At 41.1% G+C, this 20,760-nt stretch carries 19 protein-coding genes and 1 tRNA gene; 10 read left to right on the top strand and 10 right to left on the bottom strand.

Going from position 1 to position 20,760, the window contains the following annotated elements:
- Nucleotides 1-13 precede the first annotated feature (13 nt).
- The 4 genes from BST86_RS10545 (at nt 14) to BST86_RS10530 (ending at nt 3,152) form a co-directional block, all read left to right on the top strand.
- Nucleotides 14-781, top strand: coding sequence for a TatD family hydrolase (locus BST86_RS10545; RefSeq protein ID WP_105983213.1), 768 nt, complete (start codon nt 14-16; stop codon nt 779-781).
- Nucleotides 782-822: 41 nt separating this feature from the next.
- Nucleotides 823-1,953 (top strand): 1-acyl-sn-glycerol-3-phosphate acyltransferase, encoded by a 1,131-nt coding sequence (locus BST86_RS10540; RefSeq protein ID WP_105983212.1) that lies wholly within the window; start codon nt 823-825, stop codon nt 1,951-1,953.
- Nucleotides 1,943-3,016: an asparaginase gene (locus tag BST86_RS10535; protein WP_105983211.1), complete on the top strand. Its 1,074-nt coding sequence runs from the start codon at nt 1,943-1,945 to the stop codon at nt 3,014-3,016. Before BST86_RS10540 ends, BST86_RS10535 begins: the two co-directional genes overlap by 11 nt.
- Nucleotides 3,017-3,067: 51 nt before the next feature.
- Nucleotides 3,068-3,152: transfer RNA gene (locus BST86_RS10530), tRNA-Ser, on the top strand.
- 62 nt (nt 3,153-3,214) lie between these two features.
- Here BST86_RS10530 and BST86_RS10525 read toward each other — a convergent pair.
- On the bottom strand, nt 3,215-4,093 hold the full coding sequence (locus tag BST86_RS10525; RefSeq protein WP_105983210.1) for a diacylglycerol/lipid kinase family protein: 879 nt from the start codon (nt 4,091-4,093) through the stop codon (nt 3,215-3,217).
- A 46-nt stretch (nt 4,094-4,139) separates the two neighbouring features.
- On the opposite strand from BST86_RS10525, the gene BST86_RS10520 reads away from it, so the two are divergent.
- The 6 genes from BST86_RS10520 to BST86_RS10495 all read left to right on the top strand — a co-directional run bounded on the left by BST86_RS10520 (nt 4,140) and on the right by BST86_RS10495 (nt 8,879).
- A complete protein-coding gene (locus tag BST86_RS10520) occupies nt 4,140-5,099 on the top strand; it encodes an App1 family protein (RefSeq protein WP_105983209.1) in 960 nt (319 codons plus the stop codon).
- A 573-nt stretch (nt 5,100-5,672) separates the two neighbouring features.
- Complete coding sequence (locus tag BST86_RS10515; protein ID WP_055411179.1) at nt 5,673-6,455, top strand: MotA/TolQ/ExbB proton channel family protein; 783 nt, start codon at nt 5,673-5,675, stop codon at nt 6,453-6,455.
- A gap of 57 nt (nt 6,456-6,512) precedes the next feature.
- Nucleotides 6,513-6,956, top strand: a complete 444-nt coding sequence (locus tag BST86_RS10510; protein ID WP_105983208.1) for a hypothetical protein — start codon at nt 6,513-6,515, stop codon at nt 6,954-6,956.
- 3 nt (nt 6,957-6,959) lie between these two features.
- Nucleotides 6,960-7,583 (top strand): ExbD/TolR family protein, encoded by a 624-nt coding sequence (locus BST86_RS10505; RefSeq protein WP_105983207.1) that lies wholly within the window; start codon nt 6,960-6,962, stop codon nt 7,581-7,583.
- 3 nt (nt 7,584-7,586) lie between these two features.
- The gene (locus tag BST86_RS10500; RefSeq protein ID WP_105983206.1) at nt 7,587-8,072 is read left to right on the top strand and encodes an ExbD/TolR family protein; all 486 of its coding nucleotides are present in this window, start codon (nt 7,587-7,589) and stop codon (nt 8,070-8,072) included.
- 87 nt (nt 8,073-8,159) lie between these two features.
- The gene (locus tag BST86_RS10495) at nt 8,160-8,879 is read left to right on the top strand and encodes a porin family protein (protein WP_105983205.1); all 720 of its coding nucleotides are present in this window, start codon (nt 8,160-8,162) and stop codon (nt 8,877-8,879) included.
- Here BST86_RS10495 and BST86_RS10490 read toward each other — a convergent pair.
- The 9 genes from BST86_RS10490 to BST86_RS10450 all read right to left on the bottom strand — a co-directional run bounded on the left by BST86_RS10490 (nt 8,876) and on the right by BST86_RS10450 (nt 20,755).
- On the bottom strand, nt 8,876-9,478 hold the full coding sequence (locus BST86_RS10490; protein ID WP_105983204.1) for a hypothetical protein: 603 nt from the start codon (nt 9,476-9,478) through the stop codon (nt 8,876-8,878). The two genes, BST86_RS10495 and BST86_RS10490, sit on opposite strands and share 4 nt — an antisense overlap.
- 6 nt (nt 9,479-9,484) lie before the next feature.
- The gene (rpoN, locus tag BST86_RS10485) at nt 9,485-10,933 is read right to left on the bottom strand and encodes an RNA polymerase factor sigma-54 (RefSeq protein ID WP_105983203.1); all 1,449 of its coding nucleotides are present in this window, start codon (nt 10,931-10,933) and stop codon (nt 9,485-9,487) included.
- 140 nt (nt 10,934-11,073) lie between these two features.
- Nucleotides 11,074-12,522, bottom strand: coding sequence for an asparagine--tRNA ligase (gene asnS, locus BST86_RS10480; protein ID WP_105983202.1), 1,449 nt, complete (start codon nt 12,520-12,522; stop codon nt 11,074-11,076).
- A gap of 166 nt (nt 12,523-12,688) precedes the next feature.
- The gene (locus tag BST86_RS10475; RefSeq protein WP_105983201.1) at nt 12,689-15,067 is read right to left on the bottom strand and encodes an efflux RND transporter permease subunit; all 2,379 of its coding nucleotides are present in this window, start codon (nt 15,065-15,067) and stop codon (nt 12,689-12,691) included.
- Between the two features lie 83 nt (nt 15,068-15,150).
- A complete protein-coding gene (locus BST86_RS10470; protein ID WP_172443346.1) occupies nt 15,151-17,340 on the bottom strand; it encodes a DUF5686 family protein in 2,190 nt (729 codons plus the stop codon).
- A 134-nt stretch (nt 17,341-17,474) separates the two neighbouring features.
- A complete protein-coding gene (frr, locus tag BST86_RS10465) occupies nt 17,475-18,029 on the bottom strand; it encodes a ribosome recycling factor (protein WP_055411169.1) in 555 nt (184 codons plus the stop codon).
- Nucleotides 18,030-18,071: 42 nt separating this feature from the next.
- Nucleotides 18,072-18,779, bottom strand: coding sequence for a UMP kinase (pyrH, locus tag BST86_RS10460; protein ID WP_105983199.1), 708 nt, complete (start codon nt 18,777-18,779; stop codon nt 18,072-18,074).
- Between the two features lie 60 nt (nt 18,780-18,839).
- Nucleotides 18,840-19,763, bottom strand: a complete 924-nt coding sequence (locus BST86_RS10455) for a hypothetical protein (protein WP_146126756.1) — start codon at nt 19,761-19,763, stop codon at nt 18,840-18,842.
- Between the two features lie 86 nt (nt 19,764-19,849).
- Nucleotides 19,850-20,755, bottom strand: coding sequence for a hypothetical protein (locus BST86_RS10450; protein WP_146126755.1), 906 nt, complete (start codon nt 20,753-20,755; stop codon nt 19,850-19,852).
- Nucleotides 20,756-20,760 lie beyond the last annotated feature (5 nt).

Here is a 20,760-nt window from a genome sequence, read left to right as displayed (position 1 = left end):
CTACCTTTGCCGCATGAATTTGACCGATACGCATACGCATTTATATAGTGAGCAATTTGATGAGGATAGACATGCCATGATCCAGCGGGCCATGGGTGCCGGCGTGAATCGTTTTTTTCTACCAGCTATAGATTCTGAAACTACAGAAGCAATGCTGCAGTTACAACGAGATTTTCCAGAGCACATTCATTTAATGACTGGCCTGCATCCTACGCATGTTAAAGAAAATTATGAAGCAGAATTGGATCACGTGCTTCAGCAGTTGGATAAAGAGAAGTATGTCGCCATAGGCGAGATAGGAGTGGATTTGTATTGGGATCAATCTACTAAGGACATCCAGATGCGTGCCTTTCACCAGCAAATTGAATGGGCGCTCGAGCGGGATTTACCTATTGTAATCCATTGTAGAGATGCTTTTGATGAAGTTTTTGAGGTATTGGAACGTTTTGACGGGCAAGGTTTAAAAGGGATTTTTCATTGTTTCACAGGTACGCTGGAGCAGGCACATCGTGCCATCAAATGCGGTATGAAACTGGGAATAGGTGGCGTTGTTACTTTTAAAAACGGTAAAATTGACCAGTTTCTAAATCAAATAGATCTAAAGCACATTGTTCTGGAAACTGACGCTCCTTATTTGTCACCAGTTCCCTATAGAGGAAAACGCAATGAAAGTGCCTACGTAAAATTGGTCGCAGAGAAGGTCGCCGAGTTATTCAACAAGAGCGTTGAGGAGATTGCTAGGATCACAACGTCAAATTCATGTGAAGTGTTCGGTGTCTAGCGATTAAGATGCTTACTTTTGAAATTCTAGAATATTGAGATTTGGCGATTTACGACGATATACGGTTTTTTAATGATGAAGAGGTTTCCATTGCGTTGCAAAGTGCGGTGCGTCACCCAATGATTAAAACCCTTTTTAAATACACGTTTCCTGACAAGACAGAAGACGAGATTAAGGACATTGTCTTGTCTTGCAGATCTATCAACGATTTTCAACGAGATGTGATTTCTGTAACGGTAGAACGCATTCTGGAAGAAACCAGTGCTGGATTGACGACGTCAGGTTTTGAAGATCTTGAGGAGTCACAATCCTATCTATACATTTCCAACCATAGAGACATTGTTCTGGACACTTGTTTGATTAATCTTACTTTGTTCAAACATAATTTGATACGCACAGCTAGCGCCATAGGCGATAATCTGGTGCAACGACCTTTTGTGAACGCCTTGAGTAAACTTACCCGTAATTTTATCGTGAAGCGTGGTGGCACACCTCGCGAGACTTTAATGAGCAGTAAGAAGTTGAGTGAATACATAGAATATTTGCTCAAAGACCAGCAACAAAGTGTCTGGATTGCCCAACGTCAAGGACGTACCAAAGACGGTAATGACGTTACCGAGCAAGGTGTGCTTAAAATGATTGCACTGGCTGCAGGTAAAAGATCTGTCATAGAATATTTGAATTCGCTTAAGATCGTACCGGTTTCCATTTCCTATGAATATGACCCTACAGATATACTAAAAGTGCCAGAGCTGCTTGCCAAAAAAGCTCAAACAGAATACATAAAATCAGAAAATGAAGACTTCAATAGCATTCTTAAAGGAGCATTGGGTCAAAAGAAACACATTCACATCACGGCTTCAAAGCCTTTATCGCTGGAAGAATGCAGTGATGAGGCTACCAACCAGGTGCTGCAGCAACTGGTCACAAAACTGAATGACATTATCCAGAGCAATTATAAGCTGTGGCCTACCAATTACATTGCATACGACCTATTGCGTGATACGAGAGAATACGAGAAATTTTATAGCAAGAAGGACCAGGCACAGTTTGAGCGCAGGTTGCGCATGCGTGTGGACATGCAAGATCCCGAAGCCGTAAAAAGCTTTTTGAACATGTATGCACGACCAGTGATCAACAAGCAAAAATTGGAGCTAGCCTATGAAGCCTAAGATCCTACTCATCTATACGGGTGGAACCATAGGAATGATCAAGGATCCAGCTACCAAAGCGCTTAAAGCCTTCAACTTTAAGGAATTATTATTACATATTCCAGAGCTTAGACAGTTGGAATGCGAGATTACCACACTATCTTACGACCACCCAATTGATTCATCAAACATGAACTTGTCGCACTGGCAAGAAATGGGTGCAACCATCAATACACATTACGACGATTTTGATGGGTTTGTCATTTTGCACGGCAGTGATACCATGGCATATACCGGTAGCGCCCTTAGCTTTATGTTTGAGCATTTGACTAAGCCTATCATCCTTACCGGCTCCCAGTTGCCTATTGGCGATCTGCGCACAGATGCTAAAGAAAATCTCATCACCACCATAGAACTCGCTTCCCAAAGGGAACAGGGCGGGCCTATCATCCAGGAAGTTTGTATCTATTTTGAATACCAGCTGTATCGTGCTAATCGTACGGTTAAAGTAAGCGCAGACCGCTTTGAGGCCTTTGCATCGCCTAACTATCCGCCACTGGCAGTGAGCGGTGTGCATTTGAAGGTGGATCGCGGTTTATTGTGGCAGCAGGGCTATGATGAGTTCGCTTTCGCGAAAGCGAAACCATCCAAAACGTCCATCACGCAACAGCGCATGAACTACCGTCCAGACTTTGTCAAGGATGTAGTGGTTCTCAAAATATTTCCAGCCATTACCCAAACCGTAGTCGAGGCTATATGTAACATTCCTGGGTTGAGAGGTATCGTATTAGAAACTTACGGTAGCGGAAACGCGCCCAGTGAACCTTGGTTTGTAGCTCTCATGAAAAAAGCGCTGGATCAAGGAATCTACATCGTAAACGTCACCCAATGTCGTGGAGGCGCCGTTGATATGGGGAAATATGAAACCAGTATCCAGCTTAAAGAAATAGGATTGGTGTCTGGAAAGGACATCACGACAGAATCTGCGCTGGCCAAAATGATGTACTTGCTCAACTATACCAGCACTTTGGAAGATTTCAAACATTATTTTGAAAAATCCTTGCGAGGTGAATTAACTGTATAAATTGATTCTTGCACAGAGCGACATAAAGTCGTAATCTTGCAATCTTAAATTAGTGAGGTGGCCGAGCGGTCGAAGGCGCACGCCTGGAAAGCGTGTAAACGGCAACGTTTCGAGGGTTCGAATCCCTTCCTCACTGCATCAAGAAAGCCTGAATTCCAACTGTGAATTCGGGCTTTTATTTTTTGATCACTAGTGCTATTAGGGCACCATCACGCAAAGATTGCCGGGTAGAATAGAAACTTTAACTTTGGTCTTCTCGCTGCAGTATTCTCCGTCAATTTGAAAACTCACTGGTTTCTCAGTAGTAACAATGGCTTCTTGGGTCTTAATTATTTCTACAAATTCTGAATCCAGTGGTATGCTGCCCATCATAGTTTTGACTACATCTATAGGGTCTAGATTTTTGAAGATAAGTACTTCAAAATAGCCGTCTTCCATACTGCTGTTAGGATTGACGGTAACACCGGTACCAAATTTCTTGCTATTTGCAAAGGCAACCATGACGGCCGTCACTTCCCTGGTTTCATCCTTAGTGATGATTTTGAATTTACAAGGCGTCTCACTTTTCCATAAAGTAGGAATGACTTGTAACGCATATCCCAGATGACCTCTAATGGTACCGCTGTCATATTCTCTAATCAATTCTGCATTGAGTCCTATGTCGCTTATATGCAGGCCTAATCCATCGTTGATGTATAGTGTGTCGATAACCTTAGCATTGGAGCCCAACGCAATCTGGATCGCTGCACTTTCTTCCATGGGTATATCAAGATCTGTAGCGAGACCGTTAGAAGATCCAGCAGGCAAGATGGCAATGGGGATTTTATTGGTAACAATTTCAGCGGCTAGTTTGATGGTGCCATCACCACCCATAACCATGATGCGATCTGGCTGATAATTATCGATGACATCTTTTATACTGGAAGCATCGTTCTCTCCAGTCGTGTAAAAAACCTCAAGGGTCCACCGATGCTCTATCAGTTTCTTTACCGTATCAACATATGCAGCTTTATCTGTCCCGCCGGCGATGGGGTTGACAATGAGTAACAATTTATCTTGAGAAGAAAGCGTGTTCATAAGTAGAGTACTTATATTTAAAAGTAGATAAATTGCGGTACCGTCAATGAAATTAAAACTTAAAGTATATAGAGGCTTTGTCAATGATAATCACCTTTATACCAGTGGACACGTTTTTAAGAAAACCGATCCGTCCAGTTTTAATCTTGAACACAGTTGGTTAAGATATGCCTACTATATGTGGCGTACTTTAAGTATAAAGACCTTATCAGGTATTTCTGTCACTCTTGAATTTAAAGGCATCACGCAAACCGTTGAAACCGACAAAAACGGGTTTTACGTTTTCAATCTGCAGCATCAACTGGACATTGAGGCTGGATGGCACGAAGCCACCGTTACGGTGAATATGGGTTCTGAAAGAATAGTTTCCAAAGGCTCTTTATTGAAAGCCGCGTCAGGTTATGGGATCATTTCAGATATTGATGATACCTTTTTAGTGTCCCATTCTGGAAATATATTTAAGAAGATCTACATTCTATTGACCAGAAATATCAACAAGCGTAATTTCTTCAAAGGTGTGGTCCAGCATTACAGGGAACTTGCACACATCGATAAGCCAGATTTGCAACCAGCACTGTTCTTTTATGTTTCCAGTAGTGAATGGAATCTATATAGTTTTATTGAAAAATTCACCATTCTCCATCAGTTTCCTAAAGCTGTTTTTTTTCTAAAGTCGATAAAAAGTGGTGTGTTTGATCTACTGGCCTCTGGCGGCGGCAATCACGATCATAAATTACATCGCATAAATGATATTCTGGAATTCTATCCAGATCGGTCGTTTGTATTGTTGGGCGACGACACCCAACAGGATCCTTATATATACAGTGAGGTTTTTAAAGAACATCCCAAAAGGATCTTAGCCGTTTACATTCGACAGGTAAGTAAATCTAAAAGAGGAAAAGTTTCCTCTTTACTTGAAGAGATAATGGCTGCCGGTACGCCTGTGTGTTATTTTGAGAATAGTGCAGAGGCCAGGCAACACTCCAAGACCTATTTGGATACATAAAAATGACCTAGGCTTTTTGCCCATTTCAGTTTCCATGAAGCTGCCCAGACACTTACGATGGCTTGAATCCTGCGCTCATTTTTTATAGCCAAAGTTGTAAAACGCGCAGCCAGAAATTAGTAGGATAACAATGGTGGATACGACATCGATCTTAAGTAGCTGTTGGCTTGAGAAGTTAGACTTGATTCAAAAGACTTAAATAGTATGATTCATAAAGTTTAGGCGAACACTAGAAGGCAACTAATGACGTTGTACTAAACAGTCCCAAGTTTTTTGCAGAAATATGTTGGTGTCTAGTTCGCTTTCGCGAAAGCGAATACCTCAAAATCAAAGTCGCTAATAATCACAAATTGTTCTTTCTAATTGATATGTAGCAAACTAGAACAGCAAGGCCAGTGAAAGTGCCGATTTCTTAACCCTCGTAAGCAATTATTAAGGATTGTCCTAGTAGATCTGACCTCAAAAAAATATTGGTTAAAATCTTATAGAAATAGGTTTGCGGTTCGGTTTTACCACAATAAATTATATATTTAGCCCTTTATTAGAAAAATCATATAATCAATAAATCTTCAAATGAAACGATCACTTTCAATTTTGTTCATGGCAGTTGTAATGATACTAGGAATGTCAACTACTGCAACGGCAACTACAACGACTACTAACACAGCGGTTACTGCACTTGTAGCAGCCCAAGATGAACCAGAAACTGTGGAAACAGTTAGTTTTCATCAAGAACTTAAAAAACGATTTATAGAAGGTGGACCTCTATTTATGTCTATCGTACTAGTTTGTTTGATCTTAGGACTTGCTATAGCTATAGAAAGAATTATCTACTTAAACCTTTCTACTACAAACTCTAAGAAATTAGCTGCAGATGTAGAAGAGGCTCTTAAAAGCGGTGGTATTGAAGCTGCCAAAGATGTGTGTCGTAACACAAAGGGTCCTGTTGCATCTATCTATTACCAAGGTCTTGATAGAGCTGACGAAAGCGTAGAGGCTGCTGAGAAAGCAGTTGTAGCTTACGGTGGTGTTCAAATGGGACAACTAGAGAAGAATGTATCATGGGTATCCCTATTTATCGCTCTTGCTCCTATGCTTGGGTTCATGGGTACGGTAATAGGTATGATCAAGTCCTTTGATAGTATTGCAGAGGCTGGAACTATGGAACCTGCACTTGTTGCAACTGGTATTAAGGTAGCACTTTTGACGACTGTATTTGGTTTGATCGTTGCGATCATCCTGCAGATTTTCTATAACTATATCGTTGCTAAAATCGATAGTATCGTGAACGATATGGAAGATGCTTCTATTACTCTTATCGATATTCTTGTAGATTACAAGAACGGTAAGCTGTAATTAACCCTTAATCAATACTTAATCATGATTTTACATAAAGTATTAAAATATTTATCAATGGCGTTGTGCCTTATCGCAGCCGTATTCTTTATATACGCGCTTAGTGTAGGTGACGATCCCATCCAGATGGACGAAGACGGCGTTCAAGGTATGACCGTAGTCCCTATGATGTACATTGCTTATTTGGTGATGCTCATTATTTTGGTCTTGGTTGCAGCATTTGTAGTCATCAATTTATTTACAAAACCTGGTGCTCTTAAGAGTGCTGCCGTATCAGTTGGCATAATGCTTGTTATCATTTTATTGGCGTATTTCGTATTTGCTGATAATAGCACACTAGATCCAGCAACAGGAAAACAAGTGATGCTTGATGACGGTGAAGCACTTACCGTTGGCGATTCACAATGGATCGGCGCTGCGCTCTGGACATTCTATATTATCGGTATCCTAGCGATAGGATCGATCTTGTGGGCTGGAGCAACTAAACTTGTAAAAAAATAAATTATGGCTAAAAGATCTGCACCCGAAGTTAATGCTGGATCTATGGCAGATATCGCATTTCTTCTATTGATATTCTTCCTGGTTACTACAACCATTGAAGTAGATAGTGGTATTCAGAGTAAACTACCGCCACCTGTGCCGGATGAGGTTACTCCACCTAAGATCAAGCAGAAGAATATCTTCCAAGTTCTAGTTAACCAAGACAATCGTCTTTTGGTTGAAAATGAGGACATGGAGATCAAAGATTTAACTGCTGCTGCAGTAAAGTTTTTGGATAACGGTGGTGGTGAAGGACCTGCTGGATGTGCTTATTGTGAAGGTGAGCGTGATCCTGAAAGTTCAGACAATCCAGATAAGGCTGTAATTTCTTTGGTAAATGACCGTCAAGCAACGTATAACACGTACGTGACTGTATATAACGAATTGGTTCGTGCTTACACAATCTTACGTAATAGAGAGTCTAACAAGAGATACAACGAATCTTATGAGGATATGTATCTACGTTACAAGGAATGGCCTGAAACCGAAAAGGAAACTCCAGAATACGAAAAGTTAGAAGAGCAAGTCAACTTGATCCGTGATCTTTTTCCATTGAAGTTGTCTGAAGCTGAACCACAAGAATCATAAATTATGTCAAAATTTAAAAAACAAAAAAGTGGTGACTTACCTGCGATCTCTACAGCATCGCTTCCAGATATCGTTTTCATGCTTTTGTTCTTTTTCATGGTAGCAACCGTGATGAGAGAAGATGAGTTGAAGATTGAGAATAAGTTGCCTAATGCTAATCAGGTTGAAAAACTAGAGAGCAAGAATAAACTGATATACATCTACATAGGAAAGCCTAGTGCACAATACCAAAAAACCTATGGTGTTACTGACGTAATTCAATTAGGAGACAAGATTTCTACAGTTGAAGAGGTTCAAACGTATGTAAATACAAAGCGTAACGATATGCCTGAAGATATTCAGGATGAAATGATGGTTTCTCTTAAGGTAGATAGTGGCTCTAAAGTTGGAGTACTTACCGATGTGAAACAGGAATTGCGTGAGGCTATGGCGTTAAAAATTAACTACACCGCAAAGAATGGTGATCCTATGCGTAACCTTAAGAAATAAATAGTGATTCAATTATTAAAAAACCATCCTGATTTTCAGGATGGTTTTTTTGTTTAAAGTAACTGCGAGTTAGTCTATATTTAAGTAATGAAGTCACTACTGTTTACATTCTCGTTTCTTTTCATCAGCCTATCGTGGGCGCAGCCAGCAGATCTTCCTAGCGATGAGAATGCGATTCCAGAAGTGGTAGATAGTTTGTATCGAGAAGATCAATTCTATTTAGGACTATCGTTCAATCTGGTGGTGAATGACCCGTCTAGTTTTTCCCAAAATGGTTTTTCTGGTGGGTTGCACTTGGGTTTTATTAGAGATATGCCCATCAATCAACGACGTAATGTTGCTCTTGGAGTTGGGTTGGGTTTATCTTCTAACACCTATAACTCCAACTTGGTTATTTGTGAGACCATCAACGAGCGAACCGTGTTCAGGACGATTGAAAACATTCAGGACAACTCTGATGCCAATAGGTTCAGTACTAATTTGGTAGAAGTTCCCATTCAATTTAGGTGGCGTACATCCACTCCTACGACATTTAATTTTTGGCGTATCTATCCTGGTTTTAAAGTAGGTTACATGTACTTTTTTAGATCTACTTTTAAAGATGGCGATGTGTTAATTCGTCAGACTGATGTTCCAGAACTTAATAGATTGAGATACCATGCAACTCTGGCTATAGGTAATGGAAGTTTCAATGCCTTTGTCAATTATAGCCTCAATGATATGTTTGATAAAAATGCAGTCACTGTTGATGGAGACGATGTAGGACTGCAGATCATCAAATTTGGTATCGAGTTTTATTTCCTTTAAACATAATATGCGGCTACCACCACCTGAACCGCAATACCCATCACGGTACCAAAAATCAATTCTGCTGGAGTGTGTGCTTTCATGGATAGTCTTGAGGTTGCTGTCAATCCTGTAGCAATTGCGAGGCCTATCACATAATAGATCAAATCTACTTTAAGATAGAATCCCAATAGAATTACAAATGCCAACGCTCCAGCCATTCCCATCATGTGCAAACTGATCTTAAACTGGAATAGTGCCAAAATAAGCGCGATAATGGTGGACATCAAGATGCCAATAAAAAAGAAGTAAAGAGGCATGAACATACCATCGTCGAAAGCTAATTTTACAATGGTAATAATTAATATTCCATATATCAGTAATGGGATCAAACGCTCCTTTGTAGAAGATAGATGAATGCTATCTGCTAATTTTAAGGAGTATAATACGGCATATAAAAGTAATGGTATGCCAACAGTAAATAAGGCGATGATGTAAAGCTTAAGCTTTATAACAGGATCTGAAAAACTACCTGCATAACTCAAGAACCAAATGGAGATTGCCAGTGGCACTAACAATGGACTTGAAATAAAACTCCAGACCCTCAAGAACCATTTCATTGTAGATTAAATTTCTTTGCGTAAACGCGCTACGGGAATATCGAGCTGCTCTCGATACTTGGCAACGGTCCTACGGGCAATGGGATATCCCTTTTCCTTGAGTATTTCGGCGAGACGTTGATCGGTTAGAGGTTTTCTTTTACTCTCATCACCAATGACCGTTTCCAGTATTTTCTTGATCTCACGAGTGGAGACTTCTTCTCCATCTGTGTTAGTCATGGACTCGGAGAAGAATTCCTTAATCAATTTTGTTCCGTAAGGTGTGTCCACATATTTGCTGTTTGCAACCCTAGAAACGGTAGAAACGTCCATTTGAATCTCGTCTGCAATATCCTTGAGAATCATGGGTCGCAAATTACGCTCATCACCGGTCATGAAATACTCCTTTTGATAATTCATGATGGAGGACATGGTCATAAACAAGGTTTCTTGACGTTGCTTAATAGCCTCTATAAACCATTTTGCGCCATCAAGTTTCTGCTTGATAAACATGACCGCATCTTTTTGCGACTTGGTCTTTTCCTTTGCTTCTTTATAACCTTTCAACATATTGGAATAATCGCGGCTCACATGCAATTCTGGAGTGTTGCGACCATTAAGGGTCAGTTCCAGCTCACCATCTTTAATTCTTATGGTAAAATCTGGTACGACTTGTTCTACAATACGAGTGGAACCACCAGCGTAGGAACTACCAGGCTTAGGGTTCAAATGACTTATTTCTTCAATCACGTCGCGCAGATCATCTTCTGTGATATGATATTTCGCGATCAGTTTTTTGTAGTGTTTCTTGCTAAAAGCATCAAAGGAATCTTTAACGATTTTAAGAGCAAGTTCGGTAGCTGGGTTGTTACGCTTTCGCGAAAGCTGAATCACCAGACATTCTTGTAAATCTCTAGCACCAACACCGGCAGGATCTAACTGGTGAACAATCTTGAGCACTTTCTCCACCTTTTCTACCGTAGTATAAATATTCATGGTAAAGGCAAGATCATCTGTAATATCCTCGAGGCTGCGTCTTATATATCCGCTATTGTCAATGCTTCCCACGAGAAACTCTGCAATGCCTTGATCTTCTTCACTCAATCTTCTTGTATTGAGCTGATCTTTTAAAGACTGTGTAAAGGACTTTCCTGAAGCGTAAGGTATGCTGGTCTCCTCATCATCAGAGCTGTAGTTGTTAGCTCTCGTGCGGTATTCTGGAATCTCATCGTCACTCAAATAATCATCCACATTGATGTCTGGCTCTGGAGCATCATCGTATTCATTCTCGTTGGAAAATTCATCATACTCATCTTCGCTTTTTTCCTTGCCATTATCTAACGCAGGATTCTCTTCCAGCTCTGATTTGACACGTTGTTCAAAAGCCTGCGTGGGCAGCTGGATCAACTTCATGAGTTGGATCTGCTGCGGCGATAGCTTTTGCGAAAGCTTAAAATTTAAGGACTGTTTAAGCATGATAGATGTACTTGACTAGTAAAAATAAAGAAACCCAGTTTTATAAATCCCATTGAAACTATAAATGTTAAGGTATGGAATTGCTCAACATAAAAATAGCCTGTCACTGACAGGCTATTATTTCTATTCGTTTCTCGTTATTAAAAAGCAGCATTGCCAGGCGTACGCGGATAAGGAATCACGTCCCTGATATTTGTCATTCCAGTCACGAATAACACCAATCGTTCAAAACCTAGTCCAAAACCACTGTGTGTCACACTACCAAATTTGCGCATCTCCAGATACCACCACAATTCCTCTTCTGGAATGCCCATGGTTTCCATTTTCTTCTTTAAGACATCATAACGTTCCTCACGCTGGGAGCCACCTACGATTTCTCCTATTCCTGGGAATAGAATATCCATAGCTCTTACAGTCTCGCGTCCATCTTTATCCTTCTCATTTAATCGCATGTAGAATGCTTTGATTTTGGCAGGATAGTCAAATAAAATCACCGGACACTTAAAATGCTTTTCTACAAGAAAACGCTCATGCTCAGACTGTAGGTCTGCGCCCCATTCTTCAATTAGGTATTGGAACTTCTTTTTCTTGTTGGGCTTAGAGCTTTTTAAGATCTCGATGGCCTCAGTATAGGAAACTCTCTTGAAATTGTTTTTAAGGACAAATTCCAGTTTTTCACGCAATGGCATCGGGCTGCGATCTGCTTCTGGTTTTGATTTTTCTTCTTGCGACAGACGGTTTTCCAGGAACTCAATGTCCTCAGCGCAATTTTTCATGGCGTATTCTATGACGTCCTTGATAAAATCCTCGGCAAGATCCATGTTGTCCTGCAAGTCATTGAAGGCGACCTCTGGCTCAATCATCCAGAATTCTGCCAGGTGGCGTGAAGTATTGGAGTTTTCTGCTCTAAAGGTTGGCCCAAAAGTATATACCTGTCCCAATCCTATCGCATAGGTTTCGGCTTCCAGCTGTCCAGAAACGGTCAGGTTGGATTCCTTGCCAAAAAAATCTTGTTTGTAATCCACCTTGCCATCTTCAGTCAGTGGCGTGTTTTTGGGATCGAGCGTCGTTACTCTAAACATTTCGCCAGCACCTTCGGCATCACTACCGGTTAGGATAGGTGTGTGGGCTTGATAAAAACCCTTTTCCTGAAAGTATCTGTGAACGGCAAAAGACAACGCTGCACGCACGCGCATCACGGCACCAAAGGTGTTGGTACGCACTCTCAAGTGGGCTTGTTCTCTTAAGGTCTCCAGATTGTGACGCTTAGGCGACAGCACGGTTTTCTTGACATCCTCTGGGTCTGCAGGTGCCAGGATTTTGACTGCTGTGGTCTGCAACTCTACTTTCTGGCCGCTACCGGCACTTTCTACCAGCGTTCCTGTCACAGCTACCGCTGCGGCAATATTTATTTGATCCAACAGTTCGCGATCAAAATCATCTGGCTCGATCACACATTGTAGATTTGCCAGACAGGAGCCATCATTTAAGGCGATGAAACGGTCGTTTCTAAAACTGCGCACCCAACCTTTAACGGTTATCTCGTGCAATGATGGATCTGATTTAAGTAGCGCGTCTATTCTCTTCATGGTTGATTTTTCTCGTGCCGACAAATATAAATTTTATGAAAGCTATAATCAACGTAGAAAGCTATAAATCCTGCGATGGGATCCTGTAAAAGAGTAATGAGGTGGATGATGTATTCGCTTTCGCGCCTGCCTGCCGGTCAGGCAGGAAAGCGAACTCACTCAGCGGCTATTCTTCTTCATCACCATCCTTGGCAATGATGGGAAATGCCGGCTTTTTGATGGTTTCCTTATTACTGAACTGGCGCTCAAAGGAAAGCAGCATACTGGGCAGAAGCAGAAGGTTTGCCAGCATCGCAAATAGGAGCGTGGCACTGACCAAAGCACCCAAAGCTACCGTACCACCAAAACTAGATATTGTAAACGTGCTAAACCCAAAGAACAAGACGATGGACGTGTAAAACATGCTCACGCCAGTTTCCCGCAAGGCACCGTAAACCGATTTCTTGATTTTCCAGTCATTGGCAATGAGTTCCTGACGGTATTTGGCCAGAAAGTGAATGGTATCATCCACAGAAATCCCGAACGCGATAGAGAAAACCAGAATCGTCGATGGCTTTATGGGAACGCCTATAAAGCCCATCAAACCTGCGGTTATCAATAACGGCAATAGGTTGGGAATGAGCGATACCAAAATCATCTTATACGAACGAAACATGAATGCCATAAATACAGCGATCAAAATAATCGCAAGAGAAAGAGAAATGATCAGGTTGTTGATCAGGTAATTGGTTCCTTTTTGAAAAACCAGCGCCTTACCGGTAATTAGCGTATCGTAGCTTTCTGCTGGGAAAATGGTGTTCACCTGTGCAATCAGGTTTTCTTCCACACGTTCCATACGGTCGGTGCCCATGTCTTTCATAAACGTGGTCACCCTAGCGATTTGGCCTGTACTGTCCACATAACTCGACATAAGACCGATGTCCGTGCCGCTGCTTTGCATCAATGGCGCCATAAACATACGTTCATTGCTGGTAGGTAAATCATAGAATTCTGGATCACCACCATAGAATGCCTGTTTGGAATACTTAACGAGACTTACTACGGACAATGGTCTGGAAAGTTCTGGAGTTTCTATGATATGTTCCTCGAGACGTTCAAGTTTTTTAAGGTTCTTGGATTTGGTAACACCTTCTTTGGATCTAGTGTCCACTAATATTTCCACTGGCATGATGCCGTCAAAACTTTCTTCAAAGAATTTGATGTCCTTATAAAATTGTGCGCCTTTAGGCATGTCTTCAATCAAGCTACCAGATATTCTAATCTGATACATTCCTATAAAACTGGCAATCAACACGGCCACACTGGAAATGTAAATGGCGATTCTATGATTGCGCACCATGTTTTCCATCCAGTCTACAAAGGCACCTATCCACCTTTTTCTTAGATGTTCTAAGTGGCGTTCCTTAGGTAATGGTAAATAACTGTAGATGATGGGAATCACCATCAAGCTAATAAGGAATATGGAAATAATACAGATCGAGGCCACGACACCAAATTCCTTAAGCAGTGTACTTTCTGTAAAGATGAAGGTGGCAAAACCGCTGGCCGTAGTGATATTAGTCATTAGCGTGGCGTTACCAATTTTGGTAATTACGCGTTGTAGAGATTTTGCTTGGTTCCCGTGTTTTTTGATCTCTTGCTGGTATTTATTGATCAGGAAAATGCAGTTGGGAATTCCAATCACGATGATCAACGGTGGTATCAAAGCCGTCAGGACGGTGATCTCGTATTGCAGCAATCCAAGTATCCCGAATGCCCACATCACACCTATGACTACGGTAATGATGGATATAAATGTGGCTCGCCAGGACCTAAAGAAAAAGAAGAAAATACCCGATGTAATCAGCAATGCCGCCAGAAGGAAAATGCCAATCTCATCAACGATGTTTTTTGCATTAAGCGTCCTAATGTACGGCATACCAGAAACCTTAATATCCAGATTTTGTGCGTCTATAAGCGGTTGTAGGTTGTCCAGCACAAAATCCTTGCGTGCCTGCGTGTTGACGATTTCCTTTTTAAGGTAAATCGCTGTCCTTATGACACTATCCTTTTCAGAATAAATCAGATTTTTATAAAAGGGTAGCTCACTGTAAAGCTTTTTCTTGATGGTGTCTAGCTCCTTATTAGAGGTGATCCTGCGATCGACAAAGGGTTGTATCTCAAAGGTGGATCCATCTTCAGATTTTACGAGCTCTGGAAGATTTGCGGTGGAAAGTACGAGATCTACTTCAGGAAATGTAGCGATACTATCTGCTAACTGGTTCCAAGCGTTGAATTTATCAAAGCTATTCAGTTGGGAATTTTCCACACCCAAGATGATGAGATTGCCTTCTTCACCAAATTGTGCCAAAAATCGATTGTACTCCACATTTACAGGATGATCGTCGGGTAATAAGTTGGCTTCAGTATGAGTGAATCGCAGGTTTTTCCATTGCGTGGATAATGCAATGGTGGCAATTCCTAGAACCACTAGAATAAGGATTCTATTGCGCAGGATCAGTCTTGCGACATAATTCCAAAAACCAAAACTTAATAACTTATGCATAGATAAAAGCAGTATGCAAAGGTACTGCTTAAAGCAATGCTAGTGTAGTACGACTGGCAGAATTATAAGGTTTACCACTAGGCTTAGAGCTCTAGGTAAAAGGTGAATTTGATGGAAAGATTATCTTCAAATTCTGGTAGGTGATAGGCGCCATACCTGTAGGCGGCACTTAGACCAAAACCAAATAAGAGCTTGTTAAGTTCAAATCCACTTTCCAGATAACCTTTCTCCAAAGTGTCGAACTCAATATTGAGATGTTGTTGTTGATCATTTAATTGGCCTATGGCATATCTGGTAATCAACACCAGTTCTGGCTGTAGGTAAGGAGCGATCTTAAACGCCGCAAACTCATGCTTGACTTGTCCTATCGCGATTTTATCAGAGAAAAACTCATTGAAATACATGGTCTCAAAACTGCGGCGACCCGCTACTGAAAATCGCTGGAAAAGAGCATCTTTATTAGGTGCGTTAGGATAGGCGTGAAATAAATGCGTTAAAGGAGCCTCGCCACTGGCATAGTGACCTTCCACTGAAAATTCTGTACTGGAATTGTTGGAATGCAGCCTAGTGTAAGAAGCTTTTGCTGACACCTTTACATAATTAAAATCAGATTCCAGCACGTCCTTAAATCCTTTAGTGAGTTGTGCACTTAATACCGGGAAACCTTTGACGCTTTCTTCATAGCCATTGGGTGTTCGCATGAATTCACTGTACGGACTCCATCGCGCCCCAACTTTCAGCTCTGTTAATGCATAGCGATCAAAGGGTACATCATCAGGCTGAAAAATGTAGGCTGTGGTTTGATCTATTCGCTTTCGCGAAAGCGAAACTTCACTAATCACTGATGGTAACAATCGTTGCTGTAGGGATAAACCATACTCGCGATACAAGTAAAAAGTAGGTATGTTGACCAATCGCGGTTCAAAGAGCGAATAAACTCTAGCATCTGTCAGGAAGGATTCTGCAGCAAACTCTGTAATGTCATCTGTGCGATAAACGTTAAGCCAGGTATTTTTTTCCTTATTGATTCTATAACCGGCGTTGAGATTGTACTTGAACGTCTGATCCTTTGTACCATAGGCAACATAGCCACCTAGGCGGTAATGCTCTGATAACTTTTCGTTAGTCGTTCCACCTATTCCTAATCTAAAGGCCTCGTAATTGTTGTACTTAATGAGGTATTTGAGATCAATGTCAAAGAATCCAACGGGATAGTAGCCTATTTTGAACTTATCTAGGGTTTCCAGTTTTTTGGTAATGTTTGTCGCCACCACGACGCTATCGATGTTTTTGTAAGAGGCAAACTCGTCATCTGTATTATTGGCTCTATCTCTGTAGGGTTCCCAATATTCTGGTGACTTATCGATAGCTTCATCGAGTACTTCTTTGGTAAGACCTCGGCGACCGTAATCTTGGTTCAATTGGTTGGTGAAGTTGTAATTGATGGCTTTGATGAATACATAGAGGTCTTCATTTTTCGCTTTGGCCTTGTCGGTTTTTTCTATCCCAACTTCTAGTCTCGCACCGAATAATTCCAGTTCCTTTTTATCCTTTTCCTTCTTGATTGATAGAAAACGCTCTGTATTGAACCACAAGTCCAGATCTTCCTGATATTCAAAATTGTGAATGGCCTGTACGTTAAGATCGTTGGAAATACTGTAAACCGCTTTTGCAATTGCAAGAGTTTCTTTATCAATGTAAAGATGGCCTTCCAGTGTTGTTTTGTTACGCTCGTTTGCTGGAATAAAACTAAGTTTTATCACTGGGCGATTGTGGATGGTGGAATCGTTGCCTATGGCATATAGATAATTATTTAGGCCTTTTGCACTTATAGGGTTGATGTACTTGTTGTCAAAGATGATATATGGTGACTGGTAAGCACTGGACGATTGAAAGTTGATGTTGTAAATAGGGTAGACAGGCTCTGCAAAACCGGGCATATCTGCAGCGGTGATCTGTTCTTTAAGGCCGTATTTTTGAGAGTAGATGTAGCTGGATGTCTTTTCTGCATAGAAAACCTTAGTCTGCTTGATGGTTTTGCGCAGTTCGGTTTTCTTGTATCCTGGACCAGTGATGGCCTCTGGGTCACCAGTGATCTTTAGATTCTCATAGCTCTCATATTGAAACTCAGAAAAGCGTAACTGTGGATTGTTTCTCGCCTTTGCCTTAATGATGTCGTTGATAAACCCAATTTCAGAACTTGAAGCGAGATCTTGTTGACCCATACAAAAACAGCTCACCAGTAGACTGAAAAACAAAAAACAGAACTTCATAGGGAAATTTACAAATGTGATCAAAGCTAATTAAACGCTTAGGATCAGCGGCTTATTATAGGAAGATATTGTGATGTGGCATGACCAAAAAAAAGCTGGCGACAGCCAGCTTTTACTTGATGAATATTAAAAAATCATACGGTCATGATCTCTTTTTCTTTTACCACGAACATCTCATCGATCTTGGCAATGTATTTATCGGTCAATTTTTGAACATCGTCTTCTGCATTCTTCAAAAGATCTTCAGAGATGTCCAGCTTCTTTAATTCATTCATAGCCACCTTGCGGTCGTTACGCACGCCTATTTTTGCTTCTTCGCTTTCAGCTTTTGCTTGTTTTGCGAGCTGTACGCGTCGCTCCTCTGTCAATACAGGAACATTGATGATCACGCTCTCGCCATTATTCATAGGGTTCAAACCTAGATTGGCAATCATGATTCCTTTTTCGATTTCTGGAATCAATCCTTTTTCCCAAGGCTGGACACTTATCGTGCGAGCATCAGGAGTGTTCACGTTAGCTACTCTGGAAAGTGGCGTCTGGCTACCATAGTAATCTACCATTACACCACCTAGCATGGCTGGGCTGGCTTTACCGGCGCGTATATTCAATAATGATTTCTCTAAGTGAGCGATAGCTTTATCCATGTCCTCTTTGGCGCTATCCAAAACAAAATCTACTTCTTCGTTCATGTTATTCTTTTTATAAAACCTGCGGCAAAAGCTTTGCCATTTTTACATCTGTACTTTAGTTCCTATGGATTCTCCTTTGATCAATTTAACCAGATTCCCTGGTGTGTTCATATCAAAAACGATGATGGGCAACTCATTTTCCTGACTCAAGGTAAAGGCTGTGGTATCCATCACTTTAAGACCTTTAGTAAGCACATCATCAAAAGAGATGAAATCAAACTTAGTTGCAGAACTGTCCTTTTCAGGATCTGCTGTATAGATACCGTCAACTCTGGTACCTTTTAGAATCACATCTGCTTCTATTTCAATAGCTCTTAAAACTGCGGCACTATCTGTTGTGAAATAAGGGTTTCCAGTTCCACCACCAAAGATCACCACACGACCTTTTTCTAAGTGACGCATTGCTTTTCTTCTAATAAAAGGTTCTGCGACCTCATTGATTTGAATGGCGGTTTGCAATCTGGTAGGTATGCCAGCGTCCTCACAGGCACTTTGTAATGCCAGACCATTGATGACGGTCGCCAGCATTCCCATGTGATCACCTTGAACGCGATCCATACCATTACTGGCTCCTGCGACACCTCTAAAGATGTTACCGCCGCCTATCACGATTGCTACTTCTACACCTTGATCTACTACTTCCTTAATTTCATGGGCATAGTCTGCGAGGCGTTCTGGGTCGATACCGTATTGACGATTTCCCATAAGGGCTTCTCCAGATAGCTTGAGTAATATGCGTTTGTATTTCATAGGATGTGTTGTGTGCGCTGCAAATATAATTTAATCGTACAGAATCAATTCAAACTAGACTTATTCAATTTTGAGCGTCATTTTATAAAGTTGGCCATTGGTTTTGGCCTCGTCTTCACCCAGTTTCAAGTTGACGGCCTCGCTGCTCAAGTAATAAACTTCGTCATTGCCTATCGTCTCAAAATAGGTGATCGCTTCTATTTGCGCTCCATTTTTCACCGGTAATGTTATACGCTGCACAATTTGCAAGGTGCCGTTTTCCAGTTTCAAAATGGCAATAAAGGGATTCAAGCTACTATTATAACCACAAAGAACGACGCGATTGGATCCATTAAACGTCGCACCTGTCACCAATCCATTCACATCAAGATTTTGAAGGCTGGTAACGTTCTGTTTTTCTTTTATGGGCTCGATTGCATACACATCTGTATTGAAATTGATCCAATCCTTAGAAAACAGCAGCAGCCGATCTTTCGCATAAACAATCGCCTCACCATCAAAAGAATGTCTTTGGTTCTGGCGTGTAAAGCTTTGCTGTCCATCATATTCAAGAGCCAAGATTTCTGGCTGTACGGCTGGATTTTGAATTTCTGAGATGGGGATTTTATAGATTTTCAAATCCTTACGGTCACCGTAATTATTACCAATATCAGCGATGTACAAATCTGTGTCACTTATGGCGATGTCTTCCCAGTCGATGTTTGTCATTTCCCGATACTCGATTTGAGACTTAATAATTCCATTAGTATCTAGAAAGTAGATGACGGGTTTTGCGTCACTATCGTTATGGGTTAAAAGATGACCGTTATAAGTCTCCAAACCTGAGGTTTCGGTGATTTCTAAATTCAGATTGGACACGACTTCAAACGATGATAAAATGGTCGTGGACGCTGATGATGGAACAGCCTTATCGATGGTGCTGCAAGAATAAATAAAGAGAAGGATTACAACTAGAAAAATCATTTTCAAATTCGTGTATCCCATCGTTACCATATGTTTGAGAAAATTCGGGATTTTCATATAGTTACTACGATTTATAGGTATTTCGCTTTCGCGAAAGCGAACTTATTTTATTCATTCCACTTCAATTCATAAAGATGCGCTGGTAGTACGATCTGGTTGCCGGCAAAGGATCTCGTGAACTGCTCACTGGTCAAGTAATAGGTCGCGACGTTATCGATCATTCCAAAATAGGTGATGCCTTCAATTTGAGAAGCATTAGCAAGCATGCTGGTCAGATTGATTTTGCGTTCCAAAACCGGAGTCTCGCCTTGAATGTTGACGCGTCCCACAAAGGGTGAAAGGGTTGGGCTGTAACCTGTAATAATTATGTCACCTTCTGGACTGCTGGTCGCACCGGTTACCAGGCCGCCTACGTTCAATGTTGCCAGCGGCTGTAGGGCATAGGTTCCTGGTTCCTTGTTTAACTTGTAGATATTGCTGTTTAAGTTGAGCCAATCTTTAGTGAGTATATACAAATCGTTGTCGATGGCAACCAGTGCTTCTAGATCATAGCTGGTTTGGTTCAATTCTGTATTGTCAAAGTTGGTTTGATCTGCAAAGGAAAAGGTGATGGTTTCTACGGTTGGATTGGTGTTGTTCAAGTCTGCCCTTTTGATCTTAAAAATCTTGAGGTCGGTTTTATTGCCTAGATTATTGCCTATGTCACCTATGTACAGAAATTCTTCATCGATGGTGATGTCTTCCCAGTCGCGTATGTCTATATTTTGATAGGTTGTTGTACTACTTATAGAGCCGTCCTTGAGGATCTGGATCAATTCTGCCTTGCCTCTAATGTCGCTGTGTGTATATAGCAAATCATCAATGGCCACAATCCCTGAAGATTCTGTAATACTGGAATCAAGTGTTGCAATTTGATCTATTTTGAAAACAGGTTCAATGATAGCCTGTGCGGTCTTTTCATCAGACTCACAGCTGGCAACTAAGGCTATAAAAAAGAATAGTCTATACATCATACCGC

This window comes from Nonlabens agnitus, from assembly GCF_002994045.1.
Classification (GTDB): domain Bacteria; phylum Bacteroidota; class Bacteroidia; order Flavobacteriales; family Flavobacteriaceae; genus Nonlabens; species Nonlabens agnitus.
The sequence above is the reverse complement of the archived record's forward strand: the minus strand, read 5'-3'. Positions and strand labels throughout refer to the sequence as shown.